Source organism: Halobacillus sp. AWH4_228 (genome assembly GCF_056158365.1).
In genome coordinates this window covers 1,739,198-1,755,234 of the sequence record NZ_JBSWTE010000001.1, presented here as the reverse complement: position 1 = coordinate 1,755,234, position 16,037 = coordinate 1,739,198, and the positions used below count along the sequence as shown (strand labels likewise).

At 39.4% G+C, this 16,037-nt stretch carries 19 protein-coding genes; 5 read left to right on the top strand and 14 right to left on the bottom strand.

Going from position 1 to position 16,037, the window contains the following annotated elements:
- Positions 1-14 precede the first annotated feature (14 nt).
- The 5 genes from ACXADP_RS08785 (at position 15) to ACXADP_RS08765 (ending at position 5,353) form a co-directional block, all read left to right on the top strand.
- Positions 15-764 carry a glycerophosphodiester phosphodiesterase gene (locus tag ACXADP_RS08785; protein ID WP_474968919.1) on the top strand — a complete coding sequence of 250 codons (750 nt, stop codon included), beginning with the start codon at positions 15-17 and terminating at the stop codon, positions 762-764.
- A complete protein-coding gene (locus ACXADP_RS08780) occupies positions 764-1,933 on the top strand; it encodes a glycosyltransferase family 2 protein (protein ID WP_474971276.1) in 1,170 nt (389 codons plus the stop codon). The genes ACXADP_RS08785 and ACXADP_RS08780 overlap by 1 nt, the downstream gene beginning before the upstream one ends.
- A complete protein-coding gene (gene namA / locus ACXADP_RS08775) occupies positions 1,930-2,946 on the top strand; it encodes an NADPH dehydrogenase NamA (protein ID WP_474971275.1) in 1,017 nt (338 codons plus the stop codon). Before ACXADP_RS08780 ends, namA begins: the two co-directional genes overlap by 4 nt.
- A gap of 106 nt (positions 2,947-3,052) precedes the next feature.
- Positions 3,053-3,979 (top strand): ribonuclease Z, encoded by a 927-nt coding sequence (gene rnz, locus ACXADP_RS08770; protein WP_474971274.1) that lies wholly within the window; start codon positions 3,053-3,055, stop codon positions 3,977-3,979.
- A gap of 12 nt (positions 3,980-3,991) precedes the next feature.
- Positions 3,992-5,353 (top strand): aldehyde dehydrogenase, encoded by a 1,362-nt coding sequence (locus ACXADP_RS08765; RefSeq protein WP_474971273.1) that lies wholly within the window; start codon positions 3,992-3,994, stop codon positions 5,351-5,353.
- Positions 5,354-5,569: 216 nt separating this feature from the next.
- Here ACXADP_RS08765 and ACXADP_RS08760 read toward each other — a convergent pair whose 3' ends face one another.
- From ACXADP_RS08760 to ACXADP_RS08695, 14 genes are all read right to left on the bottom strand, one after another.
- Positions 5,570-6,691: a DUF2812 domain-containing protein gene (locus ACXADP_RS08760; protein WP_474971272.1), complete on the bottom strand. Its 1,122-nt coding sequence runs from the start codon at positions 6,689-6,691 to the stop codon at positions 5,570-5,572.
- Positions 6,688-7,011 carry a PadR family transcriptional regulator gene (locus tag ACXADP_RS08755; protein WP_474968925.1) on the bottom strand — a complete coding sequence of 108 codons (324 nt, stop codon included), beginning with the start codon at positions 7,009-7,011 and terminating at the stop codon, positions 6,688-6,690. Before ACXADP_RS08755 ends, ACXADP_RS08760 begins: the two co-directional genes overlap by 4 nt.
- Positions 7,012-7,670: 659 nt before the next feature.
- Positions 7,671-7,847 (bottom strand): hypothetical protein, encoded by a 177-nt coding sequence (locus ACXADP_RS08750; RefSeq protein ID WP_474971271.1) that lies wholly within the window; start codon positions 7,845-7,847, stop codon positions 7,671-7,673.
- Between the two features lie 180 nt (positions 7,848-8,027).
- Positions 8,028-8,300: a hypothetical protein gene (locus ACXADP_RS08745; protein ID WP_474968012.1), complete on the bottom strand. Its 273-nt coding sequence runs from the start codon at positions 8,298-8,300 to the stop codon at positions 8,028-8,030.
- Positions 8,301-8,507: 207 nt separating this feature from the next.
- Complete coding sequence (locus ACXADP_RS08740) at positions 8,508-9,113, bottom strand: DUF6518 family protein (RefSeq protein ID WP_474971270.1); 606 nt, start codon at positions 9,111-9,113, stop codon at positions 8,508-8,510.
- A 216-nt stretch (positions 9,114-9,329) separates the two neighbouring features.
- A complete protein-coding gene (locus ACXADP_RS08735; protein WP_474971269.1) occupies positions 9,330-9,515 on the bottom strand; it encodes a DUF6366 family protein in 186 nt (61 codons plus the stop codon).
- Positions 9,516-9,772: 257 nt separating this feature from the next.
- Complete coding sequence (locus ACXADP_RS08730) at positions 9,773-10,582, bottom strand: AlbA family DNA-binding domain-containing protein (RefSeq protein ID WP_474971268.1); 810 nt, start codon at positions 10,580-10,582, stop codon at positions 9,773-9,775.
- Between the two features lie 310 nt (positions 10,583-10,892).
- Positions 10,893-11,138 carry a hypothetical protein gene (locus ACXADP_RS08725; protein ID WP_474971267.1) on the bottom strand — a complete coding sequence of 82 codons (246 nt, stop codon included), beginning with the start codon at positions 11,136-11,138 and terminating at the stop codon, positions 10,893-10,895.
- A gap of 158 nt (positions 11,139-11,296) precedes the next feature.
- Positions 11,297-11,683 carry a VOC family protein gene (locus tag ACXADP_RS08720; RefSeq protein ID WP_474971266.1) on the bottom strand — a complete coding sequence of 129 codons (387 nt, stop codon included), beginning with the start codon at positions 11,681-11,683 and terminating at the stop codon, positions 11,297-11,299.
- 168 nt (positions 11,684-11,851) lie between these two features.
- Positions 11,852-12,706, bottom strand: a complete 855-nt coding sequence (locus ACXADP_RS08715; protein WP_474971265.1) for an MBL fold metallo-hydrolase — start codon at positions 12,704-12,706, stop codon at positions 11,852-11,854.
- A gap of 133 nt (positions 12,707-12,839) precedes the next feature.
- Positions 12,840-13,304, bottom strand: a complete 465-nt coding sequence (locus tag ACXADP_RS08710) for a GNAT family N-acetyltransferase (RefSeq protein WP_474971264.1) — start codon at positions 13,302-13,304, stop codon at positions 12,840-12,842.
- 168 nt (positions 13,305-13,472) lie between these two features.
- A complete protein-coding gene (locus ACXADP_RS08705; RefSeq protein WP_474971263.1) occupies positions 13,473-13,946 on the bottom strand; it encodes a hypothetical protein in 474 nt (157 codons plus the stop codon).
- A 227-nt stretch (positions 13,947-14,173) separates the two neighbouring features.
- Positions 14,174-15,163 carry a S66 family peptidase gene (locus ACXADP_RS08700; RefSeq protein WP_474971262.1) on the bottom strand — a complete coding sequence of 330 codons (990 nt, stop codon included), beginning with the start codon at positions 15,161-15,163 and terminating at the stop codon, positions 14,174-14,176.
- 142 nt (positions 15,164-15,305) lie between these two features.
- Entirely contained in the window at positions 15,306-15,533 is a 228-nt protein-coding gene (locus ACXADP_RS08695) for a DUF3953 domain-containing protein (protein ID WP_474971261.1), read from the bottom strand.
- Positions 15,534-16,037 lie beyond the last annotated feature (504 nt).

Sequence of the window (16,037 nt, the reverse complement as noted above, 5' to 3'; positions counted from 1 at the left end):
AAGAGGTGACCCCCTTGGTAAAAACACTCGTTTATGCCCACAGAGGAGCAAGTAAACTGGCTCCGGAAAACACCATGCCCGCTTTTGAGCTGGCTCGTCAGGCTGGCGCAGAGGGAATTGAAACCGACGTCCAGCTGACGAAAGACCAGGTTCCCGTGCTCATTCATGATGAAAACCTGAGACGTACGACGAACGGAACCGGGTTCGTACAAGATTATACATATGCGGAACTCCGGCTTCTTGATGCTGGAAGCTGGTTTTCGCCGGAATTTTCTGATACATCCATTGTATCACTAGACGAGTTCCTTCGCTGGTTTCGTGACCAGCCGATGTTCCTGAATGTGGAATTAAAAACGAATGTCATTGAATACAAGAATATTGAACGCATCGTCTACGATTCCTTAAAGCGGTATCACGTCCTGGAACGGACCGTCATATCAAGCTTCAATTCGGATTCTATCGAACGGATGAAAGAAATCAATCCTTCCGTGGAGACAGCCTTTCTCACCTCTACAAAAATGAGGCGGCTTCCTCACTATGCGAAATCCCTGCAGGCTGACGCCCTTCATGTGAAACACCGACTGTTGGACAAACGCCTCGTTAAACAGGCGGCGAAGGAAAAACTGGCCCTGCGGATCTATACCGTCAATCGACCGGCCATGATGAAAAAATGCTACAAGCTTGGAGTCAACGGCATTTTCACCGATGTGCCCCACCTTGCTCTTGAATACAGGGAGCTGCACCATAAACGGAGTGGCCGATAATGCTGTTCTGGATCTACGTGCTGGCAGCAGTTGTATGGGTCGTTCTACTTGTTGATTTTAAGACAGGGATACGGAACATCCCCTCCCTGTCTTCGGCCGGCCTTTCACATTCAGATCCGGTCGCGGACATTTCCATTATCATCGCTGCTAAAGACGAGGAAAAAGCAATCATCCAGACGCTGGACTCCCTTGTTCAACAAACCCTCCCTCCTGATGAAATCATCGTTGTCAATGACCGTTCTACCGACAAGACGGGCACATGGATTGATGAGGCAGCTGCCCGTCACCCGCAGATTATCCCTGTCCACGTGACGGATCTCCCGGAAGGCTGGCTCGGTAAAAATCACGCCCTTCACCTGGGAGCCTCCAAGGCCGGAGGAGACTATCTATTATTTACAGATGCGGATATCCATTTTCACGAGGATACCCTCCGATATGCCGTGAAGCTGATGGAAAAACACCAGCTCGACTATGTAACAGCCGCTCCTGATCTCAAGGCCGGTTCGTTCCTTTTAAAAGGTTTAATCTCTTTTTTCTTATTCGGGTTCAGTTACTTGAAACGGCCGTGGACCGCAAATGATCCGGGGTCAACTAAAGGGATGGGTATTGGTGCCTTCCAGTTCATGAAAGCTGAGGCGTATGAACATATCGGCGGTCATGAAAAAATGAAAATGCGGGCGGACGATGATCTGGCTCTTGGTCAGCGGATGAAAGCCGCACGCTGCTCTCAAATGTTCGTTTCCGCTACCCAGCACCTCTCTGTTGAATGGTATCCAGATCTCCCTTCCGCCCTGAAAGGGTTTGAGAAAAACGCCTTTGCCGGACTGAACTACTCATTTCTGCTTTCCATTTCTGCTTTATTTGGTGTCTTTCTATCCCAGGTCCTTCCTTTTTTCCTTTTGTTTCATCCCGATTCCTCCGTGCAGATGATTAGCTTCATCAATGTCCTTTTGTTATTTTATTTATATATCTTATCGACCCGGGCGTTTACAACGTATCCACTGTGGCTTGCTTCTGTCCTTCCGCTGTCCGCTGTTCTGTTTCTCTACATGCTGGCACGGGCCCTCATCCTGACATGGTTCAGAGGCGGCATTGAGTGGCGGGGAAGCCGGTATTCGCTGCGTGAACTGAAACAGAATTTCCGGGACACCAAGGAGGAGTCTGAATGAAACATCGATTATTCCAACCCTGCACGATAAAAAACGTCACGTTAAAAAACCGGATCGTTATGTCTCCCATGTGTATGTATTCCTTACACGAACAGGACGGAAGAGTCCAGCCCTTCCACCTCGCCCACTACGAAAGCCGCGCTGCCGGTCAGGCGGGTCTTGTGATGATTGAAGCCACCTCCGTTCTACCGGAAGGAAGGATTTCCCACGAGGACCTCGGCATCTGGGAGGATGACCAAATCGAAGGATTGAAGAAAATCAATGATGGCATTCACCGTCATGGAGCTGCCTCCGCCATACAGCTTGCGCATGCCGGACGTAAAGCGAATCTCAAGGGAGAGATTTTCGCTCCCAGCGCAAAAGCATTCAACTCTTCGATGAAAGAACCTGTGGAAATGTCCAAGGAAAAAATTGAATCAGCCATCGAAGCTTTCCGCAAAAGTGCCGGACGTGCAGAAAAAGCCGGATTCGATATCATCGAACTCCACGCCGCCCATGGCTACTTGATCAACCAGTTCTTGTCCCCGCTCACCAACTTCCGGACGGACCAATACGGAGGCAGCCGCGAGAGCCGGTACCTCTTTCTTCGTAAAGTCATTGAAGCCGTCAAGGAAGTGTGGTCCGGTCCATTGTTTGTACGGATATCCGGTGAAGAATATCATGAGGATGGGAATACCATGGATGACTTTCTTTATTTCTCCTCCGAGATGAAGACGCAGGGAGTGGATCTCATCGATGTCAGCTCCGGGGGCGTCGTCCCTGCATCCATCGAGCCTTACCCGGGTTATCAGGTGACATTTGCTGAACAGATCAAGCACGGGGCGGATATCGCGGCAGGAGCCGTCGGTTTAATTACCAGCGGGATACAGGCAGAGGAAATTCTGCAGAACGAACGGGCCGACTTGATCTTCATCGCCCGCGCCTTTTTAAGGAACCCTTACTGGCCGAAACAGGCTGCTGATGATCTTGGTTATTCATTAGAAGGACCAGGGCCGTATACAAGAGCCTGGTAAAGGATGCACCTCAACTGCCGGATCCAAGTCCGGCAGTTTTTTGTACCATATGAAGTGAGTTCTCCTTCCGCGGATGGTATCATGGAGAAAGTAGGAGTGTGTTGCTATGGAACTATTTTTTCTAGGGACAGGATCCGGAGTCCCATCAAAAGAGCGGAATGTTTCTTCGCTCGTTTTACGAATGCTCGAAGAACGGGGAACGACATGGGTCTTTGACTGCGGGGAAGGCACCCAGCAGCAGATCCTGAATACAACGATAAGGCCCCGCAGAATCGAAGCTATTTTCATTACCCACCTGCACGGCGACCATATATACGGGCTGCCCGGTTTATTAAGCAGCCGGTCCTTCCAGGGCGGCGAGAGTCCTGTAACCGTTTACGGTCCTCGCGGATTAAAAGAATACATTGATATCAGCTTGAGATTAAGCGGAACACACCTGCGCTACCCTCTGTATGTCGAAGAGGTTGAAGAGGGGCTGTTGTTTGAGGATAAACAGTTTATTGTTGAAGCTGTCCGTCTGGAGCATGGGCTTGAGAGCTTTGGGTATCTCCTAAAGGAAAAGGACCAGCTCGGTGAACTCCTCCCATCAAAGCTGCAGGAGCTTGGTATCCAGCCAGGCCCCATTTATCAGCAGATTAAAAGCCGGCCGGAAACAGAGCTGGAAGATGGACGAATCATTCGACGGAACGATGTCACCGGTCCCCCTAAAAAAGGAAGGAAAGTGGCCATTCTTGGTGATACCCGCTGTCTCCCGGAGCTTGCCGGCCCCTTGAAAGGCTTTGATGTCCTCGTTCATGAAGCAACGTTTGCCGGTGATCAGGAGGAAATGGCCTTTAATTATTTCCACTCCACCGTGAAACAGGCCGCCTCCCTCGCTAAAGAAGCCGGTGTGCGTGAGCTGATTCTCAACCACATCTCATCCAGGTACCAGGGGACAGCCGTCCAGCAGCTGCTGGATGAAGCCAGGGAAATTTTCCCGAATACGACCATTTCCAAAGATTTTTACCAGCATTATATTTCCAGAAATCATTGAGGAGGCCCCAGGATGCATACCCTTGTACAAGCACAAAAATCATGGTTCCAGGAAGGTCACACGAGAAGCTACACCTTTCGCAGGGAGCAGCTGCAGAAGATGAAACAGATGCTCACTACCTTTGAAAAACCGATTTTGAATGCATTAAAATTTGATTTGAACAAATCCGAATATGAAGCCTATGCCTCAGAGATTGCTTTTCTGAAGAGTGAAATCGACCATCATCTTAAACAGTTGAAAAACTGGATGCAGCCGACAAAGGTTAAAGCGCCTCTCACACATACCGGTTCAAAAAACTACATCAAAAAAGAGCCATTCGGAACCGTCCTTGTCATTGCCCCGTGGAATTATCCGATTCAGCTGGCCCTCGCCCCGGTGATCGGAGCCGTTGCGGCCGGAAATACGGTCATCCTTAAACCCTCCGAACTGACACCGACCGTTTCCTGGGTATTGAAAAAGATGGTGGAGCAGTACTTCCCTTCCTCCTATATCGCTGTTGTGGAAGGGGATAAGGACGTGACGCAGGAGCTGCTCGACCAGCCTCTGGACTACATCTTCTTCACAGGCAGTGTTCCGGTTGGGAAAATCATCATGGAAAAAGCGAGCCAACGGTTGATTCCAGTCACCCTCGAACTTGGCGGGAAGAGTCCAACCATCGTCCATAAAGATGCGTCTGTAGACCTTGCTGCCAAACGGATTGTCTGGGGGAAATTCACCAATGCCGGGCAGACCTGCATTGCTCCAGACTATTTGTACGTCCATCATGAAGTGAAAGCTGACCTGATCCGATCGATGAAGAAGTACATCCAGGAGTTCTACGGAGAACATCCTCTCAAAAACCCGGACTATACGAAAATCGTGAATGCCTCCCACTTTAAGAGACTTTCCAATTATCTAACGTCCGGTACGACTGTTGTCGGAGGGGCTGTCGATGAACGCCAGGAGAAAATCGCTCCTACCATCCTCGATCAGGTGACTTGGGCTGATCCTGTGATGCAGGATGAGATTTTCGGACCGATTCTGCCGGTCCTCACCTATGATGAACTGGATGAGGTGGTTGAACAGATCAACGAACGTCCAAAACCACTGGCCCTTTATTACTTCGGAGAAAATGAAATCGAACAGCAGCAGGTGCTCAACCGCATTTCATTCGGTGGAGGCTGTATCAATGACACCCTTTACCATATTATCAACCCTCACCTCCCCTTCGGGGGCGTTGGTGAAAGCGGCATGGGTCATTACCACGGCCAGGCCAGCTTTGACACGTTCACCCATCAGAAGAGCATCACAAAACAAACCACTAAATTCGATCAAAGCTTCCGTTATCCCGGTTCATCCCTTGGACTGGCTATCATGAAGCGGATCTTCGGTTAATTAAAAGACTCTGTTAAATTTTAGAGTTGATATTCCTATAAAAAAGGAACTTCCAATCTTGTGGAAGTTCCTTTTTTATAGGAATAGGCTTATTGAAGTAAAGCCCCCAATAATTTAAAAATTGATTTCAAGATAAATGAAGGTTGAATAAAACCTAACCATTCAATATTCAAGTCTCACGAGCCTTATTAAGGAAGTGTGTAAGCATTCTTTCCATCACTGTATCGTCTTCCTAACTCGGCTATAATACAATAATGAACGAACAAAAAAATAACCGAATTCGATAACGATGATGGTTTGCACAACTACCACCCAAAAGGTCGAATCAAGAATTTCCCCCTGGAAAATTCCATTGATATTCATTGTGATTAACCATATATAGAGAATCACCAAAGGTAAAAATATTCCTCCCTGCCACAGAGTAACACGCTTGGCATGCTTTAATTTGTGATGGGGGTCAGTGTACAGTTGGGGTCTTTCCTCATCATTAGTGTACGTTTTCGACCATAATGTCCAAGACATAAACAGAGAAGAAGAATGAAACAATTGACTCCACCCTTGATCGCTATGCATATAAAAATAGTCCGATTCAATCGTTTTTTGAAAATCAGCCGCATAGCTTACCATTCTCGGTTCTCCTTCACTGAAGGAAAACCTAAGCCCCCATCTGCTGACTTTTTCTAACTGATATCCTTTTTGTTCCATACACTCCAGCCATTTTTCTAAACGGTCAGGAGCAAACACCCAGGCTAAACGCCATTTCGTAAACTTGATAAGGCTTGAGTTCCGTTCTGTAGAAGATGATGGATCTACTTTCAGTTTTTTCAACCCTTTATGTAACGTGAGTGTTGAATAAGGAATTACAGTCCAAAGCGTCAGTCCTACAGTAATAGTTATTGCCCAATAAGGACTGGGAACGAACGTCGCTGATCCACCACCTAAAAGTACTGTGAGAGTCAGCATTCCAGCCATTCCGGCTGCGATAAGCATATAAATGAAAACCGCCATGAAAGTATAGTAATGAACTTTGTTCCTTGAGGCCATGTTATCCCTTATAGGCTCCTTGTTTGCAGCACCCTCATGGCAGATCATTCTCCAACGACCTTCTTTCGCAACCGATTTCCAGCCTGCCTCAACTAAAGCCTGTGGGAAGTGGTCAACCTTCTCATATTGAAGTCTATAGGTATAGGTTTTAGGGTCCTCTTTTTTAAAATAGAACTTTCTTGTCCACCGATTGAGTCCAGTCAAAAAAAGCCCTTCGCTTGCTTTCTTTTCCAGCCATTGTTCCGTTTTAATCGGATCGTAACTCCAAAAGGGTCGAAAAATCGATGTGGTCATAAAAACTCCCCCTTATATCTGACTGCATTATTGTAGAGTTCATTAAGTCTTTCTATCTCCATTCTCATGATCTTTTTACCGTCTTCTGTAACTTCATATACTTTTTTCCGCTCACCATCTGCATACTTGACGATCAAACCATCGCGTTGCATCTTCGTCAATGTTCCATACACAGTCCCCGAACCTAAACTTATTCTCCCTTGTGTTAGATTTTCAACGTGTTTAATAATGCCATAGCCATGGCGGGGTTCAGTTAATGCAAGCAAAATGTAGAAAGCCGTTTCAGTCATAGGTATGTAAGTTTTTTCTGGCTTTTTCATTAATTAATCCCCTTTTTCCATTTTTAAGTATGTCACACTACGACTATATCACACTGTGACATAAAATGCTGAAATTTTTGGACATAAACTTAAGAGATATCTAACCATCTAAATTTCATAATTTTTCCACCCTATAGGAAATCCTCCTTTTTAAAAGGCTTATTAAAAATGACTTTGTTAAAGTTTAGTGTAATATTACTAGAAAAAAAGAACTCCCAAATTTGTGGAAGTTCCTTTTTTTACAATTGGCTTAATGAACTAAATCTCTCGTTAGTTAAAGACTCAATTTCAAGAGGACCTTACATTTTTTCTTTTGAAAACGGAGGATGTTTGGTAAAAACAAATAAAATGAATAATCCTATAGTAGAAAAAAATATGAGGTAATAACACCAAATCCACTCATAGTAAAGGTTTTTAAAATAGACCAAGCTGTAGCTATACTTACAATAAAGGCAGGTATATAATAGTTGGTATTTTTATCGTTCTTAACTTTTACCGATAAGTATAAGACTTGTAAAAACAGAAAAGTTAAGAGTATCACCTTAATGATAATTGTCTGAAAATTAAAGGAGGGCAATCATTTGTTTCAGAATTGCCCCCATTAGCGAAAGAGTTGGTTTCAAGATATCTTTTAGTAAGCATTTAACTTACTCACCGTTTTACTTTTCAGATAAAAAATACCTTGCATTCACAAAAAATATAGTTCCAAGAAGAAATAACATAGTTATGAACCAACTTGCAATAGCTGAAAAATCACCTTTGAAAATATATTCACTTGTTAAAGTAACAAATACCATCGTTGCCATAACAGCATACAAACCTATTAAATGCTTCATTAGTTTCATCTCTCCTTTATGACGTACTTATACATAACTCTCGTCATTTCGATTGGCTGGTCTTGAAATAGGACCTGTTTTCATTATGTAACAAGGGGGCACGCTATTAAGCAAACGCCCCCCGTTTCATGAAGACTTAATTTCGAGATAATTCGCCATTATCTATAAAACTGCTTTTATTTACGTTATCAAAAAAATAATCGAAGTAATCAGAAATGGTGAACCGAATATGCCAATCTTCATTCCTAACCTTCTTTCTTCTCTATCTCCTTTATCTGTTGAAGCCACATTTAATTCAGACCTTCTAATAAACGTTTTCATAAGGAAAGCAGAAATTAAAGCTGACCCAAAACCGATAATATTAACTAAACTAATGAACATTTTCAGGCTAAAGAATATTGTAATTGACAATATAATTAATAATAAGAAACCATACCCTAAAGCGTTTCTCATTGTCACACCTCTTTCTTTATTTTCATCGGGGTTATGCCAAAACAAGTGAACAAGAAATATTAACTTATAATATTCCCTAATAAAGTAAAGCCCCCCGTTTATGTAAGACTCAGATTCGAGATATTTCTTACTGTTTTTTTACTTTAGCACCCTATACATGAAGACTCGAGTTCAAGGCATGTTGGAGAAGATATAGATTTCGCCCGTTTAGCTTTGCATGTATAAGCTATGTCTCTTCCCTTGAATTATTAAATATATAATTGTACTTACAAGCATTAGACAATATGTTGTATTTTGAGCAATCCCAACCATGTTGTTCCAGTTACTTCCCCCATTTATGATTATCTGCACCATTAACCCTATAGTTAGAATTAAGATGGTATAATGGTTCTTTTTCAATAAAAATCCTGCAATTCCACCTAACAATCCCCCAACAGCAGAAACTATGTACCACACCAAATACATGAGTGCTCTTTCTTCAAGTGAACTAGTTACGGTGTTGCTTCCATAGAACTTACTAATTACAAAGTAAAACGTTATAGCCGCTAGCGTATAGATTACTCCTACAATTACTGATCCTTTCAATTCCCTTGCAAATAAAAACCCAGCCACCATCGCTAGTAAAAACCACACTGGCAAAGAGTTGATCATGACCGCTAAATAGGATACGACAAATTCAATCATCGTTATCTTTTCACCAAAGTATGGTAAATTATCTGATATAACTGAAAATATACCAACGAGCAATCCTATAGTACACGAAAAAATGGTAAAGCTTCTCCACCGAATCATGTGCTTTTTGTTCTCTTTCAATAAAACCATCCTCCCCCAGTTACTAAAAAAAGCCTTGTTCTCATCAAGACGCATTTAAGATGGTATTAGTTTCTTAATATTGATAAAATATGTATTAGAGGCTGACACAAATTAAGAATATCCTTCAATAAAAGGTGTACCATTAGGTTCAGGATTTGCCCCCGTTTACGTAAGACTTGAATTAGAGATATACCTTATTGTTTTACAATATGTCTCTTATCGAAAAAACAAGGAATAAATTATAAACCCAGCTATTATTAGGAGAATAAATATACCAGTTCCCTTCCAGCCTAAGCCACCAACTAAATCTGCAAGATTGCTTCCGTGTCCACTACTTGAAGGATTGCTTAACTCTTTTTGACTTAGTTTTTCTCTTCTTTTTTCAGGAGTTTCATTTCCCATCTAATTCCTCCAAAATCATTTCTCTTAATAAACATACGATACTAATCCAGTTTAGTTTCAAAACTGGCTATTATCTAGAACCCAAGTCTTCACCTAACCTGCCCAAAACATTAAGAAGAGGGCAATTCTTTTGTTGTAGAATTGCCCCCCGTTTCTTGAAGACTTGATTTCGAGATATGTTCAAGCTTTAAGTAAAATGCTCTTCTCTTCGTATTCTAGTACTTCTCTTTCTAGGGTTATAAATTATCTTTGATTCATTATCTATTTTTAACTTCTATTAGATCTTCGATAACTTCCTTCTTCTTTTTTATTATTTTACCTACGAATTCATCAAAGCTTTCTTTAGGATAATGAGGGTTTTTGGGTACAGATAATTTACTAAAATCCAATCCTTCCATAGATTTCATAAAAGCTTGCCTCACTCCTTTTATTGCCACCCCACCATATTCTGGAATAATGTCATAAAGTTTCTTTAATTGTTCCAGGTGTTCTTCTAAAGTAAGGGTACTAATATCTTCATACGTTGCCTCTACTCTTTTCCTAAACATAATATTTAAATCATTGCTATCAGCAGTTGCAGATGAAGAATTCTTTCGAAAATAGATTTGATTATTCTTGAGAACATCTGATTCTCTTTCAGCTATAAAAGGGACTTTCTCATATTGTTCTGCTACGAATATTGCGATAAATGATTTACCACTTAACTCATCATAACTTTCATCTTCTGGAAAATTAATAATTTCAGGAGAATAATCAAGGAGATGGCTGGGAATCCATCTATTAATATTCCTTTCTAAATCGGTAGGATCAACCATTTCTGACAAACCTACAGGGTTACCAGAATCGTCTACCCCTATTAATAAGGCACCACCGCCAGAATTGGCAAAAGCTAAGATGTGTTTTGCTAACTTATCATAAGAAGGTAACATTTCCTTAAAATCCAAGTCATTGCTCTCACTATAATTTTCGCTTATTAATTTTTGGAATCGGAACTTGTTTATGGTTCCTTCCTCAAGATCATAAGACTTATAAAATGATCTCATATTAAATCTTATTGCATTGTCCATAGTAGCCTTCTCCTATCCATTCTGATTTCCAAAAAAAACCTATTTATTATGTTATTTTAGCATATCAAAACTACAAAAGTTATTAATGGTGAAAATTATTCTGCATGTCTGATGGCTATAAAGGGGGGCGTCAGGAAAATGCGAATTTACAACTTTCAGCAATTTAGAACATAAAAAATCGGTTCCTTTACAACGCTTAGGAACCGATTTTCTGATTTAGTTTATTAAGCTAAAGCCCCCGTTTACGGAAGACTCGAATTCAAGATGAATTTCTGAATATTTTATGTAATTACATATGCATTATGTTCGTTTATAAATGTGCAGTTAATACTTTTATCACTGGAGAAATGAAAAAGATAGCTGCAACAATATATAAATATCCTCTTTTCTTTTGCTTGGCCATTACCTGTTCAACTCCCATTAGTAAAAAGAAGATGAACAAAAAGGGGATAAATAAAACAGATAGTATCCGAACATTATTAACAAATAGATGAGAGAACCCCAGCACCATAGCAATGATAGCTAGGATAAAATTCACTAATTTAAGTGCTTTCAATGCTTACTTCCTTCTAATTAACTATTTGAGGAACCTTCCCCGTTAGCACAATAAGTTGATAACTACTGCGTGCAACTATTGCCCCCGTTAGTTGAAGACTTGAATTCGAGATATTACAAGAAAATTTCTAACTAACGCATTGCAGTAATCTTATACACTTACTTCGGGATATGTGAACCACTTGAAACATTTATTTCACCCAGTTCAATTCTATTTCCGTCAGGGTCTTTTAAAACCGAAATAGTTCCCCAATCAAACTTCATATAATTATGTAAAAAAACAACACCTTTTTGCTCTAACCGTTCTACCTCAGTGGTTAACGAGTCTACATCAAAACGTAGAACAGTGGGGTTTTGCTCTCTGTTTTTTTCTTGAGCCGAGCCCACACCTCCTTGTTCTATCATTAAATATCCACTTGGTAAATCAAAAGTAACTAATGTTTTTTTCATCTTTCTTACAGGCAATTGCAAAATATCCCTATAAAAACTAATGCATTTTTCGTATTCTTCAACAAATAATATCAGTCCAAATTCTCTAAAATTCATACAATCACTCCATATTTATTTGTTTTGAAATTTTATATATTATTGTTTCTATACCTCTTTCCATTATGTTGCTCTGCTAGCAATAAGCAATAATCACTGTTTAGCTATCGGCCCCTATACAGGAAGACTTGAATTAGAAATAATTTGAGTTACCGTTATCATAAAAAATTACACTTTTACTATTTGCGTATCAAAAGCAAACTCTATATTCAGTCCAGAACTTTTTAACTTACTTTCTAACTCTTTAAAATCATCAAAACTCAACCCATTTGGTTCTTCGATGTGTGTTAAGATTACATGCTTAGCTTCAAGGTTTTTGACGATCTCTAAGGTTTCATTAAAGGTTGCTTCCTCCTGAAATACAGGGTGATCTTCAGGTAATATTCTTTCGCCGTGTAATGGATGAAATTCAAAAATACCCACTGGTAATATAGCAAGGTCAACACCTATTAAGTCCTTAGGTGGTACCCAATCATTCAACTCATCCATAGCAATAAGCACTTTTTTATTATCGCTCTCAATTAAGAATGCATAAACATAATCCTCTGCCAGCCTAAACGGAAAAATTTTTGTATTATTTAAGAATACGATCTCTCCATCCTTTAGTTTATTTAAGGTAGCAAATTCTTGTGATTCAAAGAAGTGTAGATGGTCGCTACTACCAAGAAATGTTTTGAAATCTGTATCTACTTGTTCTGGTACATAAACATCTAATTTCTTATGATGAGGAGGATGGTTAATCCAATCTGCACTTAAAGATTCAATTATTCTTCTTCCCATTACGTGGTCTGGGTGCCAATGAGAATATATCAACCCTTTGACATCCTCTACAGTAGAACGGTTAATCTGCTGGTAAATATCTTCTGGTGTGTCTATCAATAAATCAGGACCATGTACAAATATACTTGGCCCCATTCTACTGAATGGCACCCCCTTATTTCTTGCTTCTGAACAGACATTACAATTACAAAGTGGTCTAGGTATCGTTATGGCACCACCCGTTCCAAGAAATTCGATCTCCATTTCTAATAATCCCCCTCCAACAACATTTCCCAAAATATAACACTTATGTGCGTTTAGTGATTGTATTATCTAAATATTCCTGAAGATTAACTAAAAAGCGATAACTCATTTAGTTAAAGAAGACCCAGACAATTTATTTTAAATTTTTCTTCATTACGAAGTTGACAAAGTCAGTACCCTTCAAATTCTTGGTTTGTTTTTTTAATAATTGATAACCTTGTAACTCGAAAAATGGTTTTGCAGTTATACTTGCTTCAGTAAACACCTCTGTAATACAAATCGATTTAGCACTCTTTTCGATTTGAGTTAATAGTTTAGAGGCAATCCCTTGTCTTTGGTAATCTTTGTGAATATAAAGTAAATCAACTTCCCCTATTTTATTTAAATTCCCAAATCCTACAATTTGCTTGTCAATAACAGCAACATAAGTAAAGCTTTCTTCAAGACGTTTTTCCCAAACTTCTTCATTAATTATACTGCTTCCCCAAGCTTCAACTTGTTTTTCAGAGTAGTCTCCAAGATTAACTGTAAGAATAGTTTCCCTGAATAAGTTTATAATTTGTTTTGTATCTGTTATGTCAAACCTTCTAATTAACACGATGAACACCGCTTTCTAATTACACAGAAATTCACACCATCTTGTTCAAGTAAACTGCTCCATTAGTAAAAAGCGATCATCCATCATTGAATAATCGCCCCCAATTCTTCAAAAATTAATTTCAGGATATATTTTGTATGTCAAGGTAAAATAACTTTCTTCTTGATTTTATTGAAAAGACTCTGCTGCCTCAATTAAATCATTCTTTTCAACTTTAGTTTCCGACTGTTCATTAAAATATTTTAAAACATAATGAATCTTTCCTTCTGCCCATCTCAAAGTCTTATTTCCTGAACTATCGACAAAATATTCTCCAGATTTATCCCCTACTTGTACATCTTGATATTCTTCTTGAGAAGTAGAAGAAACGTCACCACCGTTTATAGTTAATAAACTAAGGTGCTCCTTACTTTCTCCATAGAAATCAAATGTTAAAGTTTTATATGGCTGCTGCACTTTAGGGGGATGACTAAATTCAGCTTGTTCTACTTCAAATGGAAGTTCTGTCGGAAGTTGAGGGTTGAAAGCCAAATCTTCCGTTTTTTTGCTCAGTTCATCATTATTGAATTTGTGTAATCCATTAGTCGAACTACACCCCCCTAAAATCAATGCTAATGTTATTATTAGTAATAATTTTTTCATACTATCTTCCCTTCTATGAAAATGTTGTTGTTTGCATGTTAAAAGTGTAGTCTACAGCATATACATGCGAAAGGTCTCATATTTCACATACGATTCAGAATTATTAAAGTTTCAAATATTATTATCGCGAACCTAAATCTTCAAGTATCATACCCAATCCAAAATAAGGAGGCAATTCTCCCTTATAGAATAGCCCCCGTTAGTTGAAGACTCGATATCGAGATAATCTAGATCCACTCCTCAATACAATGGACGGATTTTGTCTTTGTATCAAATCTCACTTTCTTTCCTATAGCTAAAGGATGCATGGGGTGAGTATGGCATGTATCAAATTCACCTAAAATAGGAATTTCATTATCGTCTAATTGTTCCATAAGAACATCTATAGGTTTCTTACCAGTTCCTAGATCATCATATCCTTCGTGTTTTCCTAAAATTATCCCTGAGACCTTTTCAAAGATTCCGTGCATTTTTAACATAGCAAAATTCTTTTCCACTATCGCCGCGTTTTTACCACAATCCTCTACCAGTAAGACATCTCCGTCTTTTATAGGAGGGAAATACTCTGTACCAATAAAACCATACATTGCATTTACATTCCCACCTACTAATCTGCCTTCCGCAACACCGGTGTTTCTTGTTATCCACTCATTTCGATATAGAGTTTTTTCTTTAGTTTTGTCTAACCAATTAACAGGTTCATCCGACCAATATCTAGGCATTGGAACTTCATAAGGAAGACTACTTTCAGCCATAAAGTAGTTTACAAAGTATTGATAAGTATCATTAATTAATGGTTCAAATTCACCAAATGAAGGAATGAGGGCGGGACCATAATATGTAGTTATATTTGTTTTATGATAAAGAGCAAGAATGATAGCCGTTGCATCTGAATAACCTACCACGATCTTCGGATTCCTTATTAACGCTTTGTAGTCTATATATGGTAAAAGGCTGTTAGAATTGGTTCCGCCAATCGTGGACATCACCATTTTTATTTCTGGATCTCGCAATAACTCATTTAATTCATTTGCACGCGCTTTTGGTGAACCCGAGCGATAAACTTCAGCCTTTCCTGTCAAATTTCCTTCGACTATAATTAAACCTTTGCTTTCCAGGAATGATTTTGCCCGTTCATATCGTTTTCTTGCTGTAACCGTTGCTGGTGATGATGGAGTGAAAATCCCCACCTTATCACCTACGTTTAATTTTTGCATTGAAGCCCCAGTCCTCTCTATTAGAAAAAATTGAAGATGATATTACGAAAACGCCCCCGTTTCTGTAAGACTTGATTTCGAGATATTTTGTGTAATTTACTACCTTCTCGCATTACTCGAACCGGACAGATGGCTATCCTAATCAAGTTGAGAGAGATAATGCCCCAATTAAAACAATAATTCCAGCTAGAAACAATAAATACACTGCACGAGCTTTCCGTTTATTTTGGAACTCTGAAATACTGTAATTTAAAAGCATGGCCCCAATAAAAAACTGAGTATAGTATAAGATTTGTTTGTTATCAGTTATAACACTAAGAACTATTAAGGAAATTACTATAATGGCTGCTACAATTCTAATTGCTTTCATCAGGACCCTCCTTCCTCTTATAACTATTAATATAATAGATGTTACTGATGGTTTTTTGTTCTGCTTTTATCTATGTATGTAACAAAAAAATACAATGACCATGATAACAGTCCAACCAATGCAGTAATCCAGCCCTGGATATTTACTTCAAAGAATAAAACTATGAAGAAATAAACTAAACATAACAATCCAATAGCCCTACTTAATTTATAACCCAAAATATTCCTCCCTCTCTAACTTACGTCTTTGGACTTTTATACCGATCCTGTACATGTATTAATACTCTAGAAGCGAACCAAGTCTTTTAACACTAAGAAGGAAAAAATAATAGCTACAAAAATATTAAAATATCCTCTTCTTTGTTGCTTATCCTTAATTTGTTCAATTCCCGTTAGTAAAAAGAAAATTAACAAAAAAGAGATAAATATATCTGATGGTATTTGAACATTATTAACAAATAAATGAAAGAACCCCAGAGCAAACCCGATGGTAGCTAGGATGTAA

What these genes read in the sequence shown, in the direction of transcription:
- ACXADP_RS08720 (WP_474971266.1), bottom strand. Translation starts at nt 11,683, where the DNA reads ATGAATTTTAGAGAATTTGGACTGATATTATTTGTTGAAGAATACGAA.
- ACXADP_RS08700 (WP_474971262.1), bottom strand. Translation starts at nt 15,163, where the DNA reads ATGCAAAAATTAAACGTAGGTGATAAGGTGGGGATTTTCACTCCATCA.
- ACXADP_RS08715 (WP_474971265.1), bottom strand. Translation starts at nt 12,706, where the DNA reads ATGGAGATCGAATTTCTTGGAACGGGTGGTGCCATAACGATACCTAGA.
- ACXADP_RS08780 (WP_474971276.1), top strand. Translation starts at nt 764, where the DNA reads ATGCTGTTCTGGATCTACGTGCTGGCAGCAGTTGTATGGGTCGTTCTA.
- ACXADP_RS08705 (WP_474971263.1), bottom strand. Translation starts at nt 13,946, where the DNA reads ATGAAAAAATTATTACTAATAATAACATTAGCATTGATTTTAGGGGGG.
- rnz (WP_474971274.1), top strand. Translation starts at nt 3,053, where the DNA reads ATGGAACTATTTTTTCTAGGGACAGGATCCGGAGTCCCATCAAAAGAG.
- ACXADP_RS08750 (WP_474971271.1), bottom strand. Translation starts at nt 7,847, where the DNA reads ATGAAGCATTTAATAGGTTTGTATGCTGTTATGGCAACGATGGTATTT.
- ACXADP_RS08695 (WP_474971261.1), bottom strand. Translation starts at nt 15,533, where the DNA reads ATGAAAGCAATTAGAATTGTAGCAGCCATTATAGTAATTTCCTTAATA.
- namA (WP_474971275.1), top strand. Translation starts at nt 1,930, where the DNA reads ATGAAACATCGATTATTCCAACCCTGCACGATAAAAAACGTCACGTTA.
- ACXADP_RS08735 (WP_474971269.1), bottom strand. Translation starts at nt 9,515, where the DNA reads ATGGGAAATGAAACTCCTGAAAAAAGAAGAGAAAAACTAAGTCAAAAA.
- ACXADP_RS08730 (WP_474971268.1), bottom strand. Translation starts at nt 10,582, where the DNA reads ATGGACAATGCAATAAGATTTAATATGAGATCATTTTATAAGTCTTAT.
- ACXADP_RS08745 (WP_474968012.1), bottom strand. Translation starts at nt 8,300, where the DNA reads ATGAGAAACGCTTTAGGGTATGGTTTCTTATTATTAATTATATTGTCA.
- ACXADP_RS08765 (WP_474971273.1), top strand. Translation starts at nt 3,992, where the DNA reads ATGCATACCCTTGTACAAGCACAAAAATCATGGTTCCAGGAAGGTCAC.
- ACXADP_RS08755 (WP_474968925.1), bottom strand. Translation starts at nt 7,011, where the DNA reads ATGAAAAAGCCAGAAAAAACTTACATACCTATGACTGAAACGGCTTTC.
- ACXADP_RS08760 (WP_474971272.1), bottom strand. Translation starts at nt 6,691, where the DNA reads ATGACCACATCGATTTTTCGACCCTTTTGGAGTTACGATCCGATTAAA.